Below are 18,874 nucleotides of genomic sequence, written 5' to 3' on the forward strand. Positions count from 1 at the left end.
TGGGAACGATCGTCAGTAAGGCCTCAGTGCAACTTCAGCCGAGGCTCGGTCCCGCGCCCGATCTTGCTGCCCAGCATCAGCATGGCCGTGCGGAACATGCCGTACAGCGCCATCTGGTGCATGCGGTACAACGACACGTAGAACATCCGCGCCAGCCAGCCTTCGAGCATCACGCTGCCGGTCAGGTTGCCCATCAGGTTGCCCACCGCCGAGAACCGCGACAGCGAGATCAGCGAACCGTAGTCGGTGTATTTGTATTCGGGCAGGGCCTTGCCTTCGATCCGCAGCTTCAAGGATTTGGCCAGCAGCGAGGCCTGCTGGTGCGCGGCCTGGGCGCGGGGCGGGACGTTGCGCTCGCTGCCGGGTTGCGGGCAGGCGGCGCAGTCGCCGAAGGCAAAGATGTTCTCGTCGCGGCTTGTCTGCAACGTAGGCAGCACCTGCAACTGGTTGATCCGGTTGGTCTCCAGTCCGTCGATGTCCTTGAGGAAGTCCGGTGCGCGAATCCCGGCGGCCCAGACTTTCAGGCTCGCGTCGATCACTTTGCCGTCCGCGGTAATGAGGCTGTCGGCGGTCACCTGGCTGACGGCGGCGTTGGTCATGACGTTGACGCCGAGTTTTTCCAGGGTCTTGTGCACCGGGCCGCCGATACGCTCCGGCAGTGCCGGCAAGACCCTTGGGCCCGCCTCTATCAGGGTGATGTGCATGTTCTCCGGTTTGATCCGGTCCAGGCCGTAGGCGTGCAGTTCGTGGGCGGCATTGTGCAGCTCGGCGGCCAGTTCGACCCCGGTCGCACCGGCGCCGACAATGGCGACGCTGATGCGCTCGACGATATCGGTTTGCCCGGCGTGGGCGCGCAGATAGTGGTGCAGCAATTGCTGATGGAAGCGCTCCGCCTGTTTGCGGGTGTCGAGGAACAGGCAGTGCTGCGCCGCGCCTTCGGTGCCGAAGTCATTGGTGGTGCTGCCGACGGCAATCACCAGGCTGTCGTAGCCCAGTTCCCGGGCTGGCAACAGCTCGACGCCGGCCTCGTCATAGGTGGCGGCCAGTTGGATTCTCTTGCGCTCGCGATCCAGGCCGCTCATGCGCCCCAGCTGGAACTCGAAGTGGTTCCATTTTGCCTGGGCGACATAGTTGAGTTCGTCTTCGGAGGAGTTCAAGGAGCCGGCGGCCACTTCGTGCAGCAGCGGTTTCCAGATGTGGGTCAGATTCGCGTCGACCAGCATCACACTGGCCGTGCCGCGCTTGCCCAGAGTCTTACCCAGACGGGTAGCCAACTCCAGACCGCCGGCGCCGCCGCCAACGATGACAATACGATGAGTCATGGGGATATCTCGCAAGGCTAAAGGAAATCAGTGCCGTTACCTGCGCGAGCATCAAGCGGCTCATAGCGTCAGGTAACTGATCAGTCGGCTCAACAGGCCCAGGCCGATGGTCACGGCCAGTACCACCACCAGGAGCATCCACGGCCGGAAAGGCCGGCGCTCGACTCGGTGCTGGGACAGTTGCAGGTACTCTTCGACATGCTTCTGGTCATCTGGGTTCAGGCGACTGGTCATAAAGGCCTCGTCAGGTAGACGTTGCGGAATGTGAAGACGTTACAGCGTCCGGCTAGCCGGCATTGAAAGCAGAGTAGCCGCTCGCCGGAACGGGTTCGACGATCAGGCTGTCGTCCAGGCGAATGATTCCACTTTTTAACACCCGGGCGGTGATTCCGCCATGGCCGCGTACCGCCTGGAACGTACCTTCGCCGAGGTTTCGCTCCAATCGGGCACACGGCTGGCACCAGCCGGTGGTTTCAAAAATGGCTTGGCCAATGCGAAAGCGCCGGCCCTTGAGGCTGAACAGATTGATGCCGCTGACCACAATATTGCGTCGCAGCTCCTGTGGCAGCACGGGCCGGTCCTCGGGACGGCCCATCAGCGAGGCGATCACGGCCAGGTGCTCCCATTGGATCAGCGTCACTTGCCGCGTATTGCGCACGCCGGGACGGGCATGATCGCCGGTCAGCCCAGCCTCCAGGCGGGCCTCCACGGCGTCCAGTTCGATCATCGGTGCATGGCCCTGAGGTCTTACGCCAATCCAGCGTACGCGGCCTTGCTGGGGCACAGCGGCAATCAGTTCCTGCAGTGGGCTCACAGGCTGATCCCGACATCGAAAACAATGCTGCGACCCAGGTTGCTGCGCAGGAAGTCCGGCGCGTCAGGGTGGGCGAACAGCACCCGGGCGAACGTCGGCCCTACCAGTGACAGCGAGCGCCAGCCCTGGCGCAGGTATTCGGTCGGCGGTGGGAAGTGACTGTTGAGGTCCAGCACTTCGCGCTTGAGGCTGGCGAAGGCGATGATGTCGAGGTCGCCCAAGTCCATGCCGCGCTCGGTGTAGTTATGGGCTTTCTTGCGCAAGGTCGGGGCCAGCCGCATCAGGAACTCATTGGCCGGGATCCGCCGCGGTTTGGCCTCGCGACGCACCAGTTGGCTCAGGGAAAAGGCGCTGCGACGGCGTTGCAGTTCATCGCGCCATTCGTCATTGAGGCGCCGGCCCTCGTCGAGCACGAAAAACACCTCGAAGTTGGCATCGCGAAACAACACGTCCGGCGGCTCGCCGGCCGGCGCGAACTCGTCGGCGCGGTAAGGCACGTTCAGCCCCTGCAGCAGGCGCTGGCAGACCCAACGCTCACGCTCCCATTTGCGGGCATTGGAGAGAAAGGCGTTGGCTTGCTCGGCCGCGATGGTCAGCAGGCGTAAGTAATCGGAGTCATCCATGAGCCCAAGCTTAGCGTTCAAATGTGATCAAAAAAAATAAAGCGTGCAGTGAAGGGGCAAATTTCCGCCCGGGCCGGGTAATGCTGCTCACTTAGAGCCTAAAGCAAGGGGCCAAGCCTCCATGCATCTGCACCACCGCTATCGCGAGCAGGCTCGCTCCCACACTGAATCTTCAGCAGACACAAAACTCATGCATACCGCAAAACCTGTGGGAGCGGGCTTGCTCGCGAAGACGTCGGCGCATTCAACATTGATGTTGCCTGACAGACCGCTATCGCGAGCAGGCTCGCTCCCACACTGAATCTTCAGCAGACACAAAACTCATGCATACCGCAAAACCTGTGGGAGCGGGCTTGCTCGCGAAGACGTCGGCGCATTCAACATTGATGTTGCCTGACAGACCGCTATCGCGAGCAGGCTCGCTCCCACACTGAATCTTCAGCAGACACAAAACTCATGCATACCGCAAAACCTGTGGGAGCGGGCTTGCTCGCGAAGACGTCGGCGCATTCAACATTGATGTTGCCTGACAGACCGCTATCGCGAGCAAGCTTTGCTCCCACAGAGCTAACGGATGTACGACCGGGTTAGCCGCGCTGGGCCATGGATAGCCCTTCGCGGCGGCCCACGGAGCAATGCCTTCGTTCAGGCATGCCGAGCCTGGGCGAGGCACCGAGTGGTGGGGCAGAAGCGCTTTGGTTACTTTCGACTGGGCCGGCTTCCGGGCTTTTCGAAAGTGACCCGCCGTCAGGGCGCAACCCTAAGTAGCCGTTACCGAAGAAATGGATATACGCACCACCCTGAAACAGCCCTAGGAATGGAAGATAAAATTCCGATAAGCGCTCAAGTGAACAGCATTACCCCCAGGCAGGGCCCAATAGATCATCCTGTTCAGCCTGACACGCCAACCAAGCGCAAAACAGATCCAGTTTCTTGCTCTGCTGCGCGCTGCGCTTAGCGACATAGACGTAGCGGCTCGGGCGAAACCCGAACGGCGCCACCAGACGACCCAGGCGAATGTCGTCAGCCACCAAGTGCCACGGTGCGACACAAATCCCCAGGCCGGCAATCGCCGCCTCCAACGTAAAGTAATAATGCTCGTATTCCAGCCCGGCCGGCGCAGTGGCCTGGTGTCCAATCGCATCCCCCCAATTTGCCCAGGCATCCGGACGGGTTTTGGTATGCAGGAGGGGATGGCGGAAAATCGAGCCCAAGTCGGTCAATTGAATTCGCGCGGACAAGGTGGGCGACAACACGGCGCCCAATCGTTCAGGAAACAGCCGGACGGTGTTTTTCTGTTCGCCCACGATGCCCTGTTCAGCCGTGATCATCACGTCATAGCGATCCCGGCCCGGATCGGTCCCGTGAACCGGTGAGCTCAGGCGAATCTTGATCTCTGGGTAAGTCGTATTGAAGTCGAAAAGACGCGGTATCAGCCACTTGACCGTAAAGGTGCTGAAGCAGGACACGTCCAAGGTGCCTGTCGCCGTGTCTCGGACCCTGCTCACCGCAGCCTCGATCTGATCCAGTGCGGCCGTCAGTTCCGGCAGCAGTTCTCTTGCGGCTACGGTGAGCTGAGGTTTGTTTTTTGGGCCTTCGAACAGGTCCACGCCAAGGCTCAGCTCCAGCTGGCGTACCTGGCGACTCACAGCGCCAGGCGTGACAGACAGCTCCTCGGCGGCCGCGATCATTTTGCCCAGTCGGGCAGCGGCCTCGAAGGTATGCAGTGCATTCAATGGGGGGAGGCGACGTTTCATAAAGTGACTTTAACTCAATTACATAGAGCGCATAAATCGATATCAGGTATCGCGCGGATTTTGCAGAATTCCCCAGTTCCTGCAGTGTTTGCCGACTGTTCCGGGTCGCCAGGATTGAGGGGCATTCCCTATAAAATTGAGAGCACCTCACATGCCATTCGTTCGTACCGCCGTCATCAAGGGCACCAGCCAACAACAACGTCAGCGCATCGTCGATGGCATACACCAAGCGCTGGTCGAGAGCATTGGTATGCCCGAGGATGAATTGTTCAACCTGGTCACGGACTACGACCCTGAACAGTTTTTCTACAGCCGCACTTTTAACGGTGTGGCTCGTTCAGACCATTTGATCGTGATTGAGATTACGATGCGCAGGGGCCGCAGTGATGCGATGAAGCGCGAGCTCTACAAAAAAATCGCGGACAATCTCGGGGTTCAAGCCCAGGTTCGTCCGCAAGACGTTTTCATCTTCATGCACGAGAATGACTATTCGGATTGGTCGGTAGGCTTTGGCAAGTTTGCAATGGCCTTGGTACAACAGCCAGGAAGTGTCGCTACTTAAGTAGCGCGCGGACGGCGTTCAAGTTCTCGCAGGAGTAGCCCATGATCGGTGCCGAACTGCTTTCACCGCAGACCCTGGCGGCCGGCTGGCTGATGTATGTGCCGGTGTTGGTCTGGGCCGTGGTGCGGGCGCCGTGGGTCGAGCTGTTCACCGACAGCCGTCGCCAGCATCTGTTGTTCGGCACGGTGCTGGCGTTGTTCATGCTGTGGCTGGTGCGCCGGGATTTCGATACCGGCGTTTCGTATCACTTCATCGGCATGACTGCCGTGACGCTGTTGCTGGACTGGCCGTTGGCGATCCTCGGTGGCCTGTGCGCGCAGCTCGCGCTGGTGCTGCTGGGCCGTCAGGACATGGCGGCGGTAGGGATCAACGGTGCGCTGCTGATCCTGTTGCCGGTGTTGATCACCGAATGTTGCGCGATCCTGGTGGAGCGCGCCCAGCCGCGCAATCTGTTTGTGTATATCTTCTGCTCGGGGTTTCTCGCCGCCGCGCTTTCGGCGTTGGCGTGCCTGCTGCTGGGACTTGGCCTGCTGTGGTACGACGGTATATTCGCCATGCCTTACTGGCTGGAAGATTTTGTCGGCTACCTCTGGCTGATCATCTTCCCCGAGGCCTTCATCAACGGCATGGTGATCAGTGCGTTGGTGGTGTTCAGTCCCGAATGGCTGGAGACCTTCAACCGCACGCGCTACCTGTCGGCTCCGTGGAACGATGATGACAAGCCTTGATTCACGTCAAGGCTGCACCACCACACGCCCTTCATGCTTTGGAAAATTTCCAGGAGCACAACCATGAGTGTTTATGAGTGGGCGAGACAAGAGATCAGGCGTAGTCACGATGCCGCGATGGAGATCGGTTTTGACCCGGGCTTGAGCCTGCGTGCCTTGCTCAGTGCGATCGTGCAACAGAGCAAGACAGTGCGCAGCCCTGAAGACCTGGCCGATGAGTTGAGTTTCCTGGCGGAAAACCTCGACGATGAACAGGACTACGGTTTCATGCGGCCTTAATGATGTGAGCGAGGCTCGAAGTCTTCGCTGAACAGCTCGTCCTCGGCGTCGGGGCTGACCGGAATCTTGTGTTCTTCCGACGCCCAGGCGCCGAGGTCGATCAGTTTGCAGCGATCAGAACAGAACGGCCGGAATGTGCTCTCCGGGCTCCATTCCACAGGGGCGCCGCAGGTTGGGCAATCAACGGTTGGGGTCTGGCTCATGATTGGCCTCCACGCAAAGTAAGGTAAAAGTGATGCAGGCGCTCGACCTCGCTGTGCAGCCAGGCGAGGTCGCGATCATTGACCACCACGTCGTCGGCATGGCCCAGGCGATCCTGGCGGCTGGACTGGGCCTTGAGAATCGCCTGGACCTGCTGTTCGCTGGTCTGGTCGCGCTGCAACGTCCGTTCGATCTGCAGTTGTTCCGGCGCATCGATCACCAGGATCCGCTGGGTCATGGTGTACTGCCCTGACTCGATCAGCAGTGGCGATACCAGAATCGCGTAGGACGATTGTGCCTGGGCCAGATGATGGGCGATTTCCTCGGCGATCAGCGGATGCAGCAGCGCCTCGAGCCAGCGGCGTTCATCGGCATTCTCGAAGATCAGCTTGCGCAGCGCCGCCCGGTCCAGGGCGCCGTCGGCCTGCAATACGCCGGGGCCGAAATGCTCGGCGATTTTCGCCAGCGCCGGGCGCCCGGGTTCGACCACCCAGCGCGCCGCATGATCGGCGTCGATGACGTGCACGCCCAGGTCGATGAAATGCTGGGCCGCTGCGCTCTTGCCGCTGCCGATGCCACCGGTCAGGCCGAGAATCCAGGGTTTTTTCACTGAGGTATTCATTAAAAACCGACAGACTGCCAATAGAAGTCGGTTATTTGACCACCCCAGAGCAAGGCAATCCAGCCGGCAATGGCCAGATAAGGTCCAAAGGGGATCTGCGTCGACCCGGGAGCATCACGCAAGCGCAGCACAATCACCCCGACAACGGCACCCACCAGCGACGACAGCAGCAGCGTCAGCGGCAGGATCTGCCAGCCACCCCAGGCGCCGAGCATCGCCAGTAGCTTGAAATCCCCGTAGCCCATGCCTTCCTTGCCGGTGATCAGCTTGAACACCCAGAACACCGACCACAGCGCCAGATAGCCGGCCACGGCGCCCCACATCGCCTGGTTCAAGGGCACGAAGAGTCCGAAGCTGTTGATGATCAAGCCCAGCCACAACAACGGCAGCACCAGGGTATCGGGCAGTAATTGATGCTCGGCGTCTATCAGGCTCATGCCCAGCAGGCCCCAGGTCAACACCATCACCATCGCGGCGTGCCAGCCAAAGCCGAAATGCCAGGCGACGAACGCCGATAACGCGCCGCAGGCCACTTCGGTCAGGGGGTAACGCCTACCGATGGGCGCGGCGCAGCTTGAGCAGCGACCGCGCAGCATCAGGTAGCTGAGCAGGGGGATGTTTTCCCAGGCGCGGATGCGATGGCCGCAGTGCGGGCACTGGGAGTGGGGCAGCATCAGGTTGTAGACCGGGCCCGGGGTTTCGGCCGGCAGGCCCAGCAGGTCGTGGGCTTGCAGGCGCCATTCGCGGTTGAGCATCTTCGGCAGGCGCCACACCAGCACGTTGAGGAAACTGCCGATGATCAGGCCGAGCAATGCCGCAACGAGCACGAAAGCCAGGGGGTACAGCACGAAGAATTCGCTCAGGGGCATGTCAGATCGCAGAGCCGAGTTGAAAGATGGGCAAGTACATGGCAACCACCAGGCCACCGACGACCACCCCCAGGACCACCATGATGAAGGGTTCCATCAGGCTGGTGAGGTTGTCCACCAGATTGTCCACCTCGGCCTCATAAAAGCTCGCCACTTTGTCGAGCATGTCGTCCAGCGCGCCGGATTCCTCGCCGATGGCGGTCATCTGGATCGCCAGGTTCGGAAAGATCCCTGAGGCGCGCATGGAAAAATTCAACTGCATGCCGGTCGAGACGTCCTGGCGGATGCGCTGCACGGCACGCTTGAATACCACGTTGCCGGTGGCACCCGATACCGAGTCGAGGGCTTCGACCAGCGGCACGCCAGCGGCGAATGTCGTCGAGAGCGTGCGGGCATAGCGAGCCACCGCAGACTTGTACATCAAGGTACCTATCAACGGGAGCTTGAGCAGCCATGTGTCTCGCCAGTCACGAAACGCCTGGGAACGCTTGAGGGCATATTTCACCCCGAAAAAAGCCCCCGCCAAGCCGCCAAGCAGCATCCACCACCATTCCTGCATGAACTCCGACAGGCCGATGACCATCACCGTGAAGGCCGGCAGCTGCGCACCGAACCCGGAGAATACCGATTCGAACTGTGGCACCACCTTGACCAGCAGGATGCCGGTGACCACCGCTGCGACGAGTATCACCGCCGTCGGGTAGGTCATGGCTTTCTTGATCTTGGCCTTGAGGGCTTCGCTCTTTTCCTTGTAGGTCGCGACCCGGTCCAGCAGTGTGTCCAGGGCGCCGGCCTGTTCACCGGCGTCGACGAGGTTGCAGTACAGGTCGTCGAAATACTGTGGGCATTTGCGCAGCGAGGCGGCGAAGCTGTTGCCAGCGGCAACTTCCTGCTTCACCTGGTCCACCAGCTTGCGCATGTTGGCGTTGTCGAAGCCTTCGCCGATGATGTCGAACGCTTGCAGCAGCGGTACGCCAGCCTTGAGCATCGTGGCCATCTGGCGGGTGAAGAGGGCGATATCCAGCGGCTTGATGCGCTTGCCCTTGCTGAATATCGAGGTGGATTTCTTGCGCACCTTCTGCGGGTTGATGCCTTGTTTGCGCAGCTGTGCCTTGACCAGGGCCGGGCTCTGACCCGTCAGCTCGCCGGTCATTTTCACGCCTTTGCGGTCTTTGCCTTCCCACGTATAGACGTCGGTTTTTACTGCCTTGACCGCCATGCTTAATCCTTGGTGACCCGGTTGATTTCTTCGAGGCTGGTGACGCCCTGCATCACTTTGAGCAGCCCCGACGTGCGCAGGTCATTGAAGCCGTCCTTGCGCATCTGCAGATCGATTTCCAGCGAGTTGCCCTCGGCCATGATCAACCGTTGCAGCTCGGGCGTGTTCTTGACCACTTCGTAAACCCCCACGCGCCCTTTGTAACCCTGGTTGCACTGTTCGCAACCGACCGGCTCATAGATCGTGAATGTGCCGATGCGTTCCCGGCTGAAACCTTCCTTGAGCAGGGTTTCTTCGGGAATCTCGATGGCTCTCTTGCAGTGGTTGCACAGCTTGCGCGCCAGCCGTTGGGCAATGATCAGGTGCACTGCGGTGGCGATGTTGAACCCTGGAATGCCCATATTTTGCAGGCGGATCAGGGTTTCGGCGGCGCTGTTGGTGTGCAGGGTGGAGAGCACCAGGTGCCCGGTCTGGGCGGCCTTGATGGCGATCTCGGCGGTTTCCAGGTCGCGGATCTCGCCGACCATGATCACGTCCGGGTCCTGGCGCAGGAACGAGCGCAGGGCCTGGGCGAAATCCAGCCCCTGACGCGGATTCACGTTGACCTGGTTGATGCCTTCCATGTTGATTTCCACCGGGTCTTCGGCGGTGGAAATGTTGATGTCCACGGTGTTGAGGATATTCAGCCCGGTGTACAGCGACACGGTCTTGCCCGAGCCGGTCGGGCCGGTCACCAGGATCAGCCCTTGCGGTTGCTTGAGGGCGGCCATGTACAGGTCTTTCTGGTCCGGTTCGTAGCCCAGGGCATCGATGCCCATTTGTGCGCTGGACGGGTCGAGGATCCGGATCACCACTTTTTCGCCCCAGAGCGTGGGCAGGGTGTTGACCCGGAAATCGATGGACTTGGTTTTCGACAGGCGCATTTTCAGGCGCCCGTCCTGGGGTTTGCGCCGCTCGGAAATATCCAGGCTGGCCATGACTTTCAGGCGTGCGGCGATACGGCTGGCCAGTTGGATCGGCGGCCTGGCCACTTCTCGCAGCATGCCGTCGGTGCGCACCCGCACCCGGTAGATCTTTTCATAGGGCTCGAAGTGCAAGTCGGAAGAGCCACCCTTGATTGCGTCCAGCAGCATCTTGTTGACGAAGCGCACCACGGGCGCATCGTCGGTGTCCTGGCCGGCGATGGAGTCCTGCCTGGTGTCGTCGATCGATTCGATGTCCAGGCCGTCGAGGTCGACATCGCCCATGCCTTCCAGGCCGGTGCTGCTGGACTCGAAAAACTTTTCGATGGCGTCGCTGAGCTTGTCGTCCTCCACCAGGATGGCTTCGGTGGTCAGGCCGGTGCTGAATTGGATGTCGTTGATGGCCTGATGATTGGTGGGGTCGGAGATACCTACATACAGCTTGTTGCCACGCCGCCACAGCGGTAGGGCGTGGTGCTGGCGCACCAGTTTCTCGCTGACCAGGCCGGTGGGTTGGGTTTCCTTGTCGAGGCTGTTGAGGTCCAGCAGGGCAACGCCAAAATGCTCCGAAGCAATCTCCGCGACCTGGCGGCTCTGGACCAGTTTGTTCTGCACCAGGTAGCTGACCAGGGGGATGCGGCTGCGTTGGGCCTGTTGATACGCCTGTTGCGCACTTTGCTCGGTGAGCAGTTCGGCCAACACCAATTGCTTGGTCAGGCCGCTGAGGGCGATGTCATTCATGGGAATCCCGGCGGCGAACAATTCATGACTTATAGCCTAGTCAAGGCTTGGCGCCAAACCAGCGGGGCAGGGTGACAAAAAACGTCAGATAGTGCGGTTGTTGAGGTAGGACGTTGCCATTGTGCGGGTTCAACCCCCTTTATTGATGAGGCTTGAGGGTTGGCATGTGCCCTGCAAAGGCCATTTCAGGTCATGAGATTTCGACTCATGCTACGGAGATATCTATGAGTAAGCAGAAGGGTTTTACGCTGATCGAACTGCTGATCGTCGTGGCGATCATCGGCATTCTGGCGACGTTTGCGTTGCCGCAATATTCCAGGTACCAAGCGCGGGCGAAGGCTACCGCCGGGCTGGGGGAAATCTCGGCGCTGAAGGTGGCGTACGAGGATCAGATGAATCAGGGCGTTACTCCAACGTTGGCCCTCATGAACGCCCCGACCACAACCAGCAACTGCACAGTTTCGGTAACAGGTACGGCTACGACGGCAGGCACCATCGTTTGTACCCTCCTGAACGCCCCTGCCTCCGTAGCAGGTAAGACGATCACCCTCAGCCGTGATGTCGACGGCGCCTGGACATGCGCATCCACCGCAGCCAAGGAATACCTGCCGACCGCTTGCCCTGGCACCTGATACTCGCGCGGCGAGGGGGGCCGCTCCCTCGCCGTGCAAACCGTTCTTGATTTATCGGCTTAGCGGCAAGGCAGGATCGGCATGTTGCATGTTGAAAATGGGAGGCTCATGCAATTTGCATGATTCTGAATTTCACCGTTTCGCTTAACTGATTGATTTATAAAGAATTAATTAGTTTCTTAAAACTGGCACAACCTTCGCACTACTCCTGATAACCCTGCCGGGATGCACCTCCGGCAGTTTTTGAGAAAAACAGGAGTTACTCGTATGAAGAAGTTCGCTATCACTGCCGCCGCTGCTACCGCTCTGACCCTGACCATGGCTAGCGCATTCGCCGAGACCACTCAAGCAACTCAGGCGCCAATGATGCTGGCTGCAGGCGAAGTGACAGAGGCCAAGGAAGACGTTTCCGATACCTGGATCACCACCAAGGTCAAAGCTGATCTGGTCACTGAAAAAGGCATTCCAGGCACAGATATCAAAGTCGAAACCAACAAAGGTGTTGTGTCCCTGTCTTCGATGACCAAAGTCACTGATGCACAAAAAGACACCGCTGTGGCAATTGCCAAGAAAATCAAAGGCGTCAAGGCCGTATCGGCTGACGGCCTGAAAGCCGAGTAAGGCCAAGACTTCTCGCCTGGACTGGGAGAAGGCGCGGCAAGCGGGCCAGGATATACGTTTGCCGTCGCTTTGGAGTTCATGCGAAAGGCCACACGGACGTGGCCATTACAGGCCCCCGGCATTCGTGCCGGGGGCCTGTTCTATTCTGGGGTGCAAAAAGTAGCTGGGGCAGTCTGGAGAGTCGAGTTGCCCTTTTCGCGAGCAAGCCCGCTCCCACAGTGGACCGAGTTTCTTCAGGAAGAATGCGATCCACTGTGGGAGCGGGCTTGCTCGCGAAGGCGGCGGCACAATCAACACACATGCCAGCTAGTTGTGTAGTGGCCCGGTCACCGCCCCCGCTTGCTGGTGATCTGCACCAGCCGATTACCCTCGAAACGCAGGTACTGATACATGCCGCTGTTGGGGCCGTAGGTCCATTCTTCCACCGGGTATTCCTCCCGGCGATTGACACTGCGCTTGTAGCCCAGGTCATCCCGCGCCGCTGGCTGACCGCACTTTTGCAGCACTTCGCTCGAGCGGTCGCCGACGCTGATCAACTGGCTGCCGCAGCGCAGCGTATCGGCAGCCGCGGCTTGGCCGGCGGCTAGCAATAGACAGAGCCCGAACCAGGGTTTCATCTTATTCGGCATCCAGATGCATCGGGGTAATCACCCGGCCATCGCTCTCGGCCTGGCCGAGGCTGGCGTCGATGAAATACACGCGGTCGTCGGCCAACTGGCCTTTGTCTACCAGGAAGTCCTTGATGCTGCTGGCCCGTTCCTGGCCCAGTTGACGCAACAGCACGTCGCTGCCGCTCCAGAACTTGATCACGCCTTCACGCAGTTTCTCGATGCGCGCCTTTTTGTCCAGTTGCGTCCATTCGGCGGGCGGTTGGGTCTTGAGGCGGGTGCGGTAGATGCCTTCGAGCAGCGGCGCCTTTTCGTCCTCGGGCACCTGTATCAGCGAGGCCTGGGCCGGGACTTTGTCGCCCCGACGCTGCAGCATCTTGTAGTAGTTGTACTGGTACTCGCGCTCCAGGCGCTGGGCGGCGAGCAACGGACCGTCGCTGCTTTCGGCGGCGGTGCCTTCGATCTCCAGGCGCAGCTCCGGACGTTTGCCAAGGGCTTCGGACAGTTTGAGCAGTGTGCCTTCGTTGTCCTTGCTCAGGTCGCTGGAGCCCGGCGCAAACGCCACGCTGCCCAGATCTTCCGAGCCGCCACCGGCCACCAGCCCACCGATAAGCTTGAACGGCGCCTGGGCCGCGCGGACCACCAGGTTGCGCAGGGTCTGCCAGACGATTGGCATGACACTGAATTGCGGGTCGTTGAGATCGCCGGAAACCGGTAGTTCGATGGAAATCCTGCCCTCGGAATCCTTCAGCAATGCGACGGCCAATTTGAGTGGCAGGCTCACGGCGTCCGGGCTGTCGACTTTCTCACCCAGTTGCAGTTGCTCGACCACCACTTTGTTCTCCGCCTGGAGCTTGCCCTGGGTGATCCGGTAATGCAGGTCGAGATTGAGCCGACCCTTGCGGATGCGATAGCCGGCGAACTTGCCGGAGTAGGGGGTCAGGGTGGTCAGCTCGACCCGTTTGAAACTGGTGGCGATGTCGAGGCTGGCCATCGGATCGAAGGGGTTGACCGCCCCCTTGATGGTGACAGGCGCGTAACGGTCGACCTTGCCCTTGATGTCGACGCTGGCCGGTTTGGCCTGGTGGCTGTCGATGGTGCCGATCTGGCCGTTGAGCTGCTGGACGGCGGTGGCGAAATTGGGCGTCAGGCTGAAGTCGGCGAAGTTGGCCGAACCGTCATTGATGGCGATGCCGCCGATGTGGATACCCAGCGGTTTTTCCTGGGACGCCGGTTTTGCCGCAGTTTTCTTGGTGCCGCTGTCGGCCGGTTGCGGAATCAGCAGGTCATCGACGTTGGTGGTGCGGTCGTCGTTGATCATGAAGCGCGCGTAAGGCTGGAACAGGTTGACCTTGTCGATGGACAGGCTGTCACCGTGCTGATAGTTCAGGCCTTCGAGGACCAAGCGCTGCCACTTGAGGAAGTCACGGGTCTTGAGCGTGTCGAGGGTGTGCAACTGATCGACCTGGGCGCGGCCGGTGACGGCAAATGCCAGTGGCACGGTGCTTTTGAGGTCGACTGCCAGGTCGCTGCCGAGCATCCCGGAGCGCAGCTCCAGGCGAATGAACGGGTTGATGTACGACTGGGCGACGCGCAGGTCGACGTCCTGGGTCTTGACCTTGAGCTTGGCGGTGATCGGGTTCAGGTTGACCTCGCCGTCGGCGAGGATCTTGCCCTGCTTGCCTATCCCGGTGTCCAGCTTGAGGGTAAAGGGTGAGCCGTTGAGGGTGTCGTAGTTCTGCAGGTCGAGGTTCAGCGGGCCGACCTCCAGTGCCACGGCGGGCTGGGCCTGACGGTCAGCCAAGTGCACCTTATAGTCGCGTAGCTGCACGTCCTTCAACATCACCTGCCATGGTTTGCTCGGCGGTGCCGGTTCAGCTTTTGGCGAGTCGGCCGCCGCCGGGGCAGATGCCGGCTCAGCCTTGACCTGCGGTTTGGCCGGCTGGCTGGCGAAGAGTTTCTGCCAGTCCAGTTGCCCGTCCGCCTCGCGAGCGGCCCAGGTTTCCAGCTTCTGGCTGCGGATCTTGCCCACGATAACTTGCTGCTTGGCCAGGTCCACCGAGGTTTCACTCACGTCCAGGCGTTCGAGCTTCACCAGTGGACGGCCATCGGGCGCCTTGATGGCGAAGGGCGCGACACTGACCGCGATGTTGTTGAGCAGCAGCTCGGTGCCTTTGGCCAGGTTGAGCTTGTAGTCGGTGCTGAGGTTCAGGACACCGTTTTCCAACACCAGCGGTACGGCGTCGCGCACGTAGGGCCAAAAGGCTTTCATCTGGCCGTCGGTGACTTTGAGCGTGCCTTGGGAGGCAATCGGGGTGAGGCTGAAATTACCGGTCCAGTCGATCTGTCCGCCGTTGGGACCTACCGCCACCAGCGTCATGTCGGCATTGTCGTCGGGCAGGGTGCTGAGGTTCTTCAGCTCGAAATCGAGGGTGTCGTAGAGAAACTCAATGGGCTCGCTGGGGCGCAGGTCCTGGAAATGCACATAACCGCCGGCCAACTTGATTCGATCGACCCGCAGGGGGAACGGCTTGGCCTCGGGGTCGGCGGGCGTCGGTTCGCTGGCCGGCAGCTTGAACAGACCCAGCAGGTTCAACTGACCGTCCTTGGCGAACACCACTTCGGTCTTGGGCTTGTCCAGCTCGATGTCGACCAGGTGCAGGGCGCCGGACCACAAGCTGTCGAGTTGCAAATTGGCGTACAGCCGTTCGAAGCCGACCTGTTCCTTGCCCGGTTCGCCGATATTCAGGCCCCAGAGGGTGACTTCAAGGCTGAAGGGATTGAGTTCGATGCGCTGGATCTGGGCCGGGACCGTCGCAAGGGCGGCTAATTGCTGGTTGGCGATGCGCAAGGCGATGCCCGGCAAAATCAGAAAGCCCAACAGACTGTAGAGGGCCAGTGCGGTCAACAGAGCGCCGATGGCGCGAATCAATCCTTTGGGCATGTGCGGCTTCATCTTGGTGTGAATTCGGAATGCCTTGGAGTATGGCATGCGTTTACGGTTCCGAAGCCACTGTGATTTATGAGATTTGTCTGGTTTTCTCGGTGAGAATTCCGACGCGGGCCTAGAGCTGGAGGATCAGCGTCTTGAGTGGTGGCTGCTGGTCCTGGGAGGGGAAATCGCTGCCGGGCGTCAGCACGCTCCACTCGCGCACCGGGCGGCCGGCCTTTTCCGCGCAACGCAGCACTTGTTCGCGCCAGTCGTCCATGGGCACTTTTGCCAGGTTGTTGCAGCAGATCAGCACGCCATTGTCGGCGGTGGTGAGCAGCGCCGGTTTCAGCAGGCTTTGGTAATCGCGCAACAGGTCGACGGTGCCGAACGCACTTTTCGCCCAGGCCGGTGGATCGAGCAGCACCAGGTCGTACTGGCGTTGCTCCAGGCGCACGTAGCTGGGCAGTTTCTGCCCGCGCCGCTGGCTGATGGGCAGGCCGGCCAGTTGGCGAATCGCCGGAAAGTAATCCGACTGCACGAATTCCATCGGCGGCAAATCGGGGTTGAGCAGGCCGTTTTCGCGGCCCACCGCCAGGTTGCCTTCGGCGAAGTCCAGGTTGCACACCTCCCGCGCACCACCGGCCGCGGCGCTCAGGCCGACGCCGCAGGTGTAGGCGAACAGGTTCAGCACGCTTTTGTCGCGGCTGTGTGCCTTGACCCAGCCCCGGGCGTTGCGCAGGTCGAGAAACAGCAGTGGATCCTGCCCGGCATGGCGACCGCGGACGCGATAATTCAAGCCCCATTCATGCCCGACCAGGTCTTGCAGGGCGGCCTCGTCCGCCTGATAGACGGTGTCCTGGCGGTCGACACGCGAATTGCCCCGGGCGCGATCGTTGTAGACCAAGAGAGTGTCCAGGCCCAGCCGTTCGTTGACGATGCCGTGCAGTTGCAGCAGGTCGTCGCGCTCCAGCGACTGGTGGAAGCTCTGCACCAGCAGTTGCGGGCCGTAGCGGTCGATGGTCAGGCCGGGGGCGCCTTCCTGGCTGCCATGGAACAGGCGATAGCAGTCGGTGCCTTGCTGGTGCAGTTGGCCGAGCAGCTCCTGGCGCTGGTCGAGGGCGGCGCGCAGCGCCTGATTCAAGGAAGACATGCCGGGCGCGCCTTAGAGAAATGAGGCGCGGGAGTTTAGCAGTTCTGTAAACACGGGTATTGCATACAGATGTGAGCTAGTCCCCCTAATGGCCAGGTGCTTTGTGGGAGCAAGGCTTGCCCGCGATGCAGGCGATGCGGTCTTTCAGAAATCGAGGTGCCTGTTTCGCGAGCAAGCTTTGCTCCCACAGTCCAGCGGCGCAAGGACTCGATGCCTCAGGGGAACCGAGTTGTTTGGCTTAGCGATTGAGGCGCTTGTCGATCAACCCCTCCACCACACTTGGATCGGCCAGGGTCGAGGTGTCGCCGAGGCTGTCGAGTTCGTTGCAGGCGATCTTGCGCAGGATGCGCCGCATGATCTTGCCCGAACGGGTCTTGGGTAGCGCCGGTGCCCACTGGATCAGTTCCGGTTTGGCGAAGCTGCCGATTTCCTTGCTGACGTGGGCCAGCAGTTCCTTCTTCAACTCGTCATTGGCCTCGACCCCGTTCATCGGCGTGACAAAGGCATAGATGCCCTGGCCCTTGAGGTCGTGGGGGTAACCGACGACGGCGGCTTCGGCAATGTTGTCGTGCAGTACCAGGGCGCTTTCCACCTCGGCGGTGCCGATGCGATGCCCGGAGACGTTGATCACATCGTCGATGCGCCCGGTGATCCAGTAATCGCCGTCTTCGTCGCGGCGCGCCCCATCACCAGTGAAGTAATAACCGGGGTAGGGCTTGAAGTACGTGTCGACCATGCGTTGATGATCGCCGTAGACGCTGCGAATCTGCCCGGGCCAACTGGATTTGATCGCCAGTACGCCGCTGCCGGGGCCATTGATTTCCTTGCCCACTTCATCCAGCAAGACCGGTTGCACGCCGAACATCGGCCGGGTGGCGCAGCCTGGCTTGAGCCGTGGGGCACTCACCAACGGGCTGAGCATGATGCCGCCAGTCTCGGTCTGCCACCAGGTATCGACAATTGGGCAGCGCTGTTCGCCGACCACGTTGAAATACCATTCCCACGCTTCCGGGTTGATCGGCTCACCGACGGTGCCGAGCAATCGCAGGCTTTTGCGCGATGTTTCCTGCAACGGTCCGGGCCCTTCGCGCATCAACGCGCGCAGGGCGGTCGGCGCGGTGTAGAAGATGTTGACCTGATGCTTGTCGATCACCTGCCAGAAACGCGAACTGCTCGGGTGGCTCGGCACGCCCTCGAAGATCAGCGTGGTGGCGCCATTGGCCAGCGGGCCATAGACGATGTAGCTATGGCCGGTGACCCAGCCGACATCGGCGGTGCACCAGAACACTTCGTTGTCGCGGTAGTCGAGCACGTACTTGAACGTCATCGCCGCTTGCAGCAGATAGCCGCCCGTGGTGTGCAGCACACCCTTGGGTTTGCCAGTGCTGCCGGAGGTGTAGAGGATGAACAGCGGGTCTTCGGCGTCCATCGGTTCGGGTGGGCAATCGTCGCTGATGTCATGCATGGCCTGGTGGTACCAGAGGTCACGACCTTCAACCCAGTCCACCTCGCCCTGGGTGCGCTCGACCACCAGCACGGTGCTGACGTTCGGACAGCTTTCCAGGGCCTTGTCGACGTTACGCTTGAGCGGTACGAAGCGCCCGCCGCGGACACCTTCGTCAGCGGTGATCACGGTGCGGCAATCGGCGTCGAGGATCCGGTCGCGCAGGGAGTCCGGTGAGAAACCACCGAACACCACCGAATGCACCGCGCCGATGCGGGTACAGGCGAGCATGGCGTAGGCGGCCTCGGGGATCATCGGCATGTAGATGCAGACCCGGTCGCCTTTCTTCACGCCACGGCTTTTCAGCACGTTGGCCAGGCGGCACACATGGTTGTGTAGTTTTTTGTAGGTGATTTCTGCCGATTCGGCGGGGTCGTCGCTTTCCCAGATGATTGCCGTCTGGTCGCCGCGCGTTTCCAGGTGACGGTCGATGCAATTGGCGCTGACGTTCAGCTTGCCACCGGCGAACCAGGTCGCGTCGCCGTTCTTGAGGTCATAGCGCTGGACGGTTTGCCAGGGCGTCATCCAGTCGAGAAAGCGCGTGGCCTGCTCGGCCCAGAAGGCGCTGGGGTGTTCGATGGATTCTTTGTAGAGCCGCTTGTACTCGTCCTGACTCAGTTGCGCAGCCCGGCGGACGGCATCGGCTTGGGGGTACTGGCTGATATCGAACATGACGGTTCCTTATTCTTGTTTTGCGACAAGATATAAAGATGCGCCCAGTAGCCAGA

General features: G+C 60.7%; 19 protein-coding genes. 5 read left to right on the forward strand and 14 right to left on the reverse strand.

What is annotated here, in order from left to right:
- Nucleotides 1-23: 23 nt before the first annotated feature.
- The 5 genes from CFII68_RS10450 to CFII68_RS10430 all read right to left on the reverse strand — a co-directional run bounded on the left by CFII68_RS10450 (nucleotide 24) and on the right by CFII68_RS10430 (nucleotide 4,516).
- Nucleotides 24-1,322: an NAD(P)/FAD-dependent oxidoreductase gene (locus CFII68_RS10450; RefSeq protein ID WP_018609242.1), complete on the reverse strand. Its 1,299-nt coding sequence runs from the start codon at nucleotides 1,320-1,322 to the stop codon at nucleotides 24-26.
- Between the two features lie 60 nt (nucleotides 1,323-1,382).
- On the reverse strand, nucleotides 1,383-1,556 hold the full coding sequence (locus CFII68_RS10445) for a DUF3094 domain-containing protein (RefSeq protein ID WP_003185543.1): 174 nt from the start codon (nucleotides 1,554-1,556) through the stop codon (nucleotides 1,383-1,385).
- A gap of 52 nt (nucleotides 1,557-1,608) precedes the next feature.
- Nucleotides 1,609-2,136: an MOSC domain-containing protein gene (locus CFII68_RS10440; RefSeq protein ID WP_018609245.1), complete on the reverse strand. Its 528-nt coding sequence runs from the start codon at nucleotides 2,134-2,136 to the stop codon at nucleotides 1,609-1,611.
- Complete coding sequence (locus tag CFII68_RS10435) at nucleotides 2,133-2,759, reverse strand: DUF1780 domain-containing protein (protein ID WP_003205682.1); 627 nt, start codon at nucleotides 2,757-2,759, stop codon at nucleotides 2,133-2,135. The genes CFII68_RS10440 and CFII68_RS10435 overlap by 4 nt, the downstream gene beginning before the upstream one ends.
- An 857-nt stretch (nucleotides 2,760-3,616) precedes the next feature.
- On the reverse strand, nucleotides 3,617-4,516 hold the full coding sequence (locus CFII68_RS10430) for a LysR substrate-binding domain-containing protein (RefSeq protein WP_018609248.1): 900 nt from the start codon (nucleotides 4,514-4,516) through the stop codon (nucleotides 3,617-3,619).
- A 151-nt stretch (nucleotides 4,517-4,667) separates the two neighbouring features.
- Between CFII68_RS10430 and CFII68_RS10425 the strand changes: the two genes are divergently transcribed.
- The 3 genes from CFII68_RS10425 (at nucleotide 4,668) to CFII68_RS0126080 (ending at nucleotide 6,085) form a co-directional block, all read left to right on the forward strand.
- Nucleotides 4,668-5,078: a tautomerase family protein gene (locus tag CFII68_RS10425; protein WP_003205679.1), complete on the forward strand. Its 411-nt coding sequence runs from the start codon at nucleotides 4,668-4,670 to the stop codon at nucleotides 5,076-5,078.
- Between the two features lie 41 nt (nucleotides 5,079-5,119).
- Complete coding sequence (locus CFII68_RS10420; RefSeq protein WP_018609251.1) at nucleotides 5,120-5,806, forward strand: energy-coupling factor ABC transporter permease; 687 nt, start codon at nucleotides 5,120-5,122, stop codon at nucleotides 5,804-5,806.
- 63 nt (nucleotides 5,807-5,869) lie between these two features.
- The gene (locus CFII68_RS0126080) at nucleotides 5,870-6,085 is read left to right on the forward strand and encodes a hypothetical protein (RefSeq protein ID WP_013694234.1); all 216 of its coding nucleotides are present in this window, start codon (nucleotides 5,870-5,872) and stop codon (nucleotides 6,083-6,085) included.
- On the opposite strand, the gene yacG is transcribed toward CFII68_RS0126080, so the two are convergent.
- Genes yacG through pilB form a run of 5 tightly spaced genes read right to left on the reverse strand, consistent with a single transcriptional unit; the run spans nucleotide 6,082 to nucleotide 10,699 of the window.
- Nucleotides 6,082-6,288 carry a DNA gyrase inhibitor YacG gene (yacG, locus tag CFII68_RS10415; protein WP_018609255.1) on the reverse strand — a complete coding sequence of 69 codons (207 nt, stop codon included), beginning with the start codon at nucleotides 6,286-6,288 and terminating at the stop codon, nucleotides 6,082-6,084. The two genes, CFII68_RS0126080 and yacG, sit on opposite strands and share 4 nt — an antisense overlap.
- Nucleotides 6,285-6,908, reverse strand: coding sequence for a dephospho-CoA kinase (gene coaE, locus CFII68_RS10410; RefSeq protein WP_033062721.1), 624 nt, complete (start codon nucleotides 6,906-6,908; stop codon nucleotides 6,285-6,287). Before coaE ends, yacG begins: the two co-directional genes overlap by 4 nt.
- Nucleotides 6,908-7,777 carry an A24 family peptidase gene (locus CFII68_RS10405; protein WP_018609261.1) on the reverse strand — a complete coding sequence of 290 codons (870 nt, stop codon included), beginning with the start codon at nucleotides 7,775-7,777 and terminating at the stop codon, nucleotides 6,908-6,910. Before CFII68_RS10405 ends, coaE begins: the two co-directional genes overlap by 1 nt.
- Before the next feature lies 1 nt (nucleotide 7,778).
- On the reverse strand, nucleotides 7,779-8,996 hold the full coding sequence (locus tag CFII68_RS10400; RefSeq protein ID WP_018609262.1) for a type II secretion system F family protein: 1,218 nt from the start codon (nucleotides 8,994-8,996) through the stop codon (nucleotides 7,779-7,781).
- A gap of 2 nt (nucleotides 8,997-8,998) precedes the next feature.
- Nucleotides 8,999-10,699 carry a type IV-A pilus assembly ATPase PilB gene (gene pilB / locus CFII68_RS10395; protein ID WP_018609265.1) on the reverse strand — a complete coding sequence of 567 codons (1,701 nt, stop codon included), beginning with the start codon at nucleotides 10,697-10,699 and terminating at the stop codon, nucleotides 8,999-9,001.
- A gap of 224 nt (nucleotides 10,700-10,923) precedes the next feature.
- Between pilB and CFII68_RS10390 the strand changes: the two genes are divergently transcribed.
- Nucleotides 10,924-11,331: a pilin gene (locus tag CFII68_RS10390; protein ID WP_018609267.1), complete on the forward strand. Its 408-nt coding sequence runs from the start codon at nucleotides 10,924-10,926 to the stop codon at nucleotides 11,329-11,331.
- Between the two features lie 267 nt (nucleotides 11,332-11,598).
- A complete protein-coding gene (locus tag CFII68_RS10385) occupies nucleotides 11,599-11,952 on the forward strand; it encodes a BON domain-containing protein (RefSeq protein ID WP_003205664.1) in 354 nt (117 codons plus the stop codon).
- A 326-nt stretch (nucleotides 11,953-12,278) separates the two neighbouring features.
- Here CFII68_RS10385 and CFII68_RS10380 read toward each other — a convergent pair whose 3' ends face one another.
- The 4 genes from CFII68_RS10380 to acs form a co-directional block, all read right to left on the reverse strand.
- The gene (locus CFII68_RS10380) at nucleotides 12,279-12,569 is read right to left on the reverse strand and encodes a DUF2845 domain-containing protein (RefSeq protein ID WP_018609270.1); all 291 of its coding nucleotides are present in this window, start codon (nucleotides 12,567-12,569) and stop codon (nucleotides 12,279-12,281) included.
- Nucleotide 12,570: 1 nt separating this feature from the next.
- A complete protein-coding gene (locus CFII68_RS10375; RefSeq protein WP_018609271.1) occupies nucleotides 12,571-15,504 on the reverse strand; it encodes a DUF748 domain-containing protein in 2,934 nt (977 codons plus the stop codon).
- A gap of 121 nt (nucleotides 15,505-15,625) precedes the next feature.
- Nucleotides 15,626-16,642 carry a class I SAM-dependent rRNA methyltransferase gene (locus tag CFII68_RS10370; protein WP_018609273.1) on the reverse strand — a complete coding sequence of 339 codons (1,017 nt, stop codon included), beginning with the start codon at nucleotides 16,640-16,642 and terminating at the stop codon, nucleotides 15,626-15,628.
- Between the two features lie 238 nt (nucleotides 16,643-16,880).
- Complete coding sequence (gene acs / locus CFII68_RS10365) at nucleotides 16,881-18,818, reverse strand: acetate--CoA ligase (RefSeq protein WP_018609274.1); 1,938 nt, start codon at nucleotides 18,816-18,818, stop codon at nucleotides 16,881-16,883.
- Nucleotides 18,819-18,874 lie beyond the last annotated feature (56 nt).

This window comes from Pseudomonas sp. CFII68 (genome assembly GCF_000416195.1).
In the GTDB taxonomy this organism is placed as follows: Bacteria; Pseudomonadota; Gammaproteobacteria; order Pseudomonadales; family Pseudomonadaceae; genus Aquipseudomonas; species Aquipseudomonas kilonensis.

Bases quoted from the DNA above. Each gene is read 5' to 3' on its own strand.
- CFII68_RS10450 (WP_018609242.1), bottom strand. From the start codon at position 1,322: ATGACTCATCGTATTGTCATCGTTGGCGGCGGCGCCGGCGGTCTGGAG.
- CFII68_RS10445 (WP_003185543.1), bottom strand. From the start codon at position 1,556: ATGACCAGTCGCCTGAACCCAGATGACCAGAAGCATGTCGAAGAGTAC.
- CFII68_RS10435 (WP_003205682.1), bottom strand. From the start codon at position 2,759: ATGGATGACTCCGATTACTTACGCCTGCTGACCATCGCGGCCGAGCAA.
- CFII68_RS10430 (WP_018609248.1), bottom strand. From the start codon at position 4,516: ATGAAACGTCGCCTCCCCCCATTGAATGCACTGCATACCTTCGAGGCC.
- CFII68_RS10425 (WP_003205679.1), top strand. From the start codon at position 4,668: ATGCCATTCGTTCGTACCGCCGTCATCAAGGGCACCAGCCAACAACAA.
- CFII68_RS10420 (WP_018609251.1), top strand. From the start codon at position 5,120: ATGATCGGTGCCGAACTGCTTTCACCGCAGACCCTGGCGGCCGGCTGG.
- CFII68_RS0126080 (WP_013694234.1), top strand. From the start codon at position 5,870: ATGAGTGTTTATGAGTGGGCGAGACAAGAGATCAGGCGTAGTCACGAT.
- yacG (WP_018609255.1), bottom strand. From the start codon at position 6,288: ATGAGCCAGACCCCAACCGTTGATTGCCCAACCTGCGGCGCCCCTGTG.
- coaE (WP_033062721.1), bottom strand. From the start codon at position 6,908: ATGAATACCTCAGTGAAAAAACCCTGGATTCTCGGCCTGACCGGTGGC.
- CFII68_RS10405 (WP_018609261.1), bottom strand. From the start codon at position 7,777: ATGCCCCTGAGCGAATTCTTCGTGCTGTACCCCCTGGCTTTCGTGCTC.
- CFII68_RS10400 (WP_018609262.1), bottom strand. From the start codon at position 8,996: ATGGCGGTCAAGGCAGTAAAAACCGACGTCTATACGTGGGAAGGCAAA.
- pilB (WP_018609265.1), bottom strand. From the start codon at position 10,699: ATGAATGACATCGCCCTCAGCGGCCTGACCAAGCAATTGGTGTTGGCC.
- CFII68_RS10390 (WP_018609267.1), top strand. From the start codon at position 10,924: ATGAGTAAGCAGAAGGGTTTTACGCTGATCGAACTGCTGATCGTCGTG.
- CFII68_RS10385 (WP_003205664.1), top strand. From the start codon at position 11,599: ATGAAGAAGTTCGCTATCACTGCCGCCGCTGCTACCGCTCTGACCCTG.
- CFII68_RS10380 (WP_018609270.1), bottom strand. From the start codon at position 12,569: ATGAAACCCTGGTTCGGGCTCTGTCTATTGCTAGCCGCCGGCCAAGCC.
- CFII68_RS10375 (WP_018609271.1), bottom strand. From the start codon at position 15,504: ATGCCCAAAGGATTGATTCGCGCCATCGGCGCTCTGTTGACCGCACTG.
- CFII68_RS10370 (WP_018609273.1), bottom strand. From the start codon at position 16,642: ATGTCTTCCTTGAATCAGGCGCTGCGCGCCGCCCTCGACCAGCGCCAG.
- acs (WP_018609274.1), bottom strand. From the start codon at position 18,818: ATGTTCGATATCAGCCAGTACCCCCAAGCCGATGCCGTCCGCCGGGCT.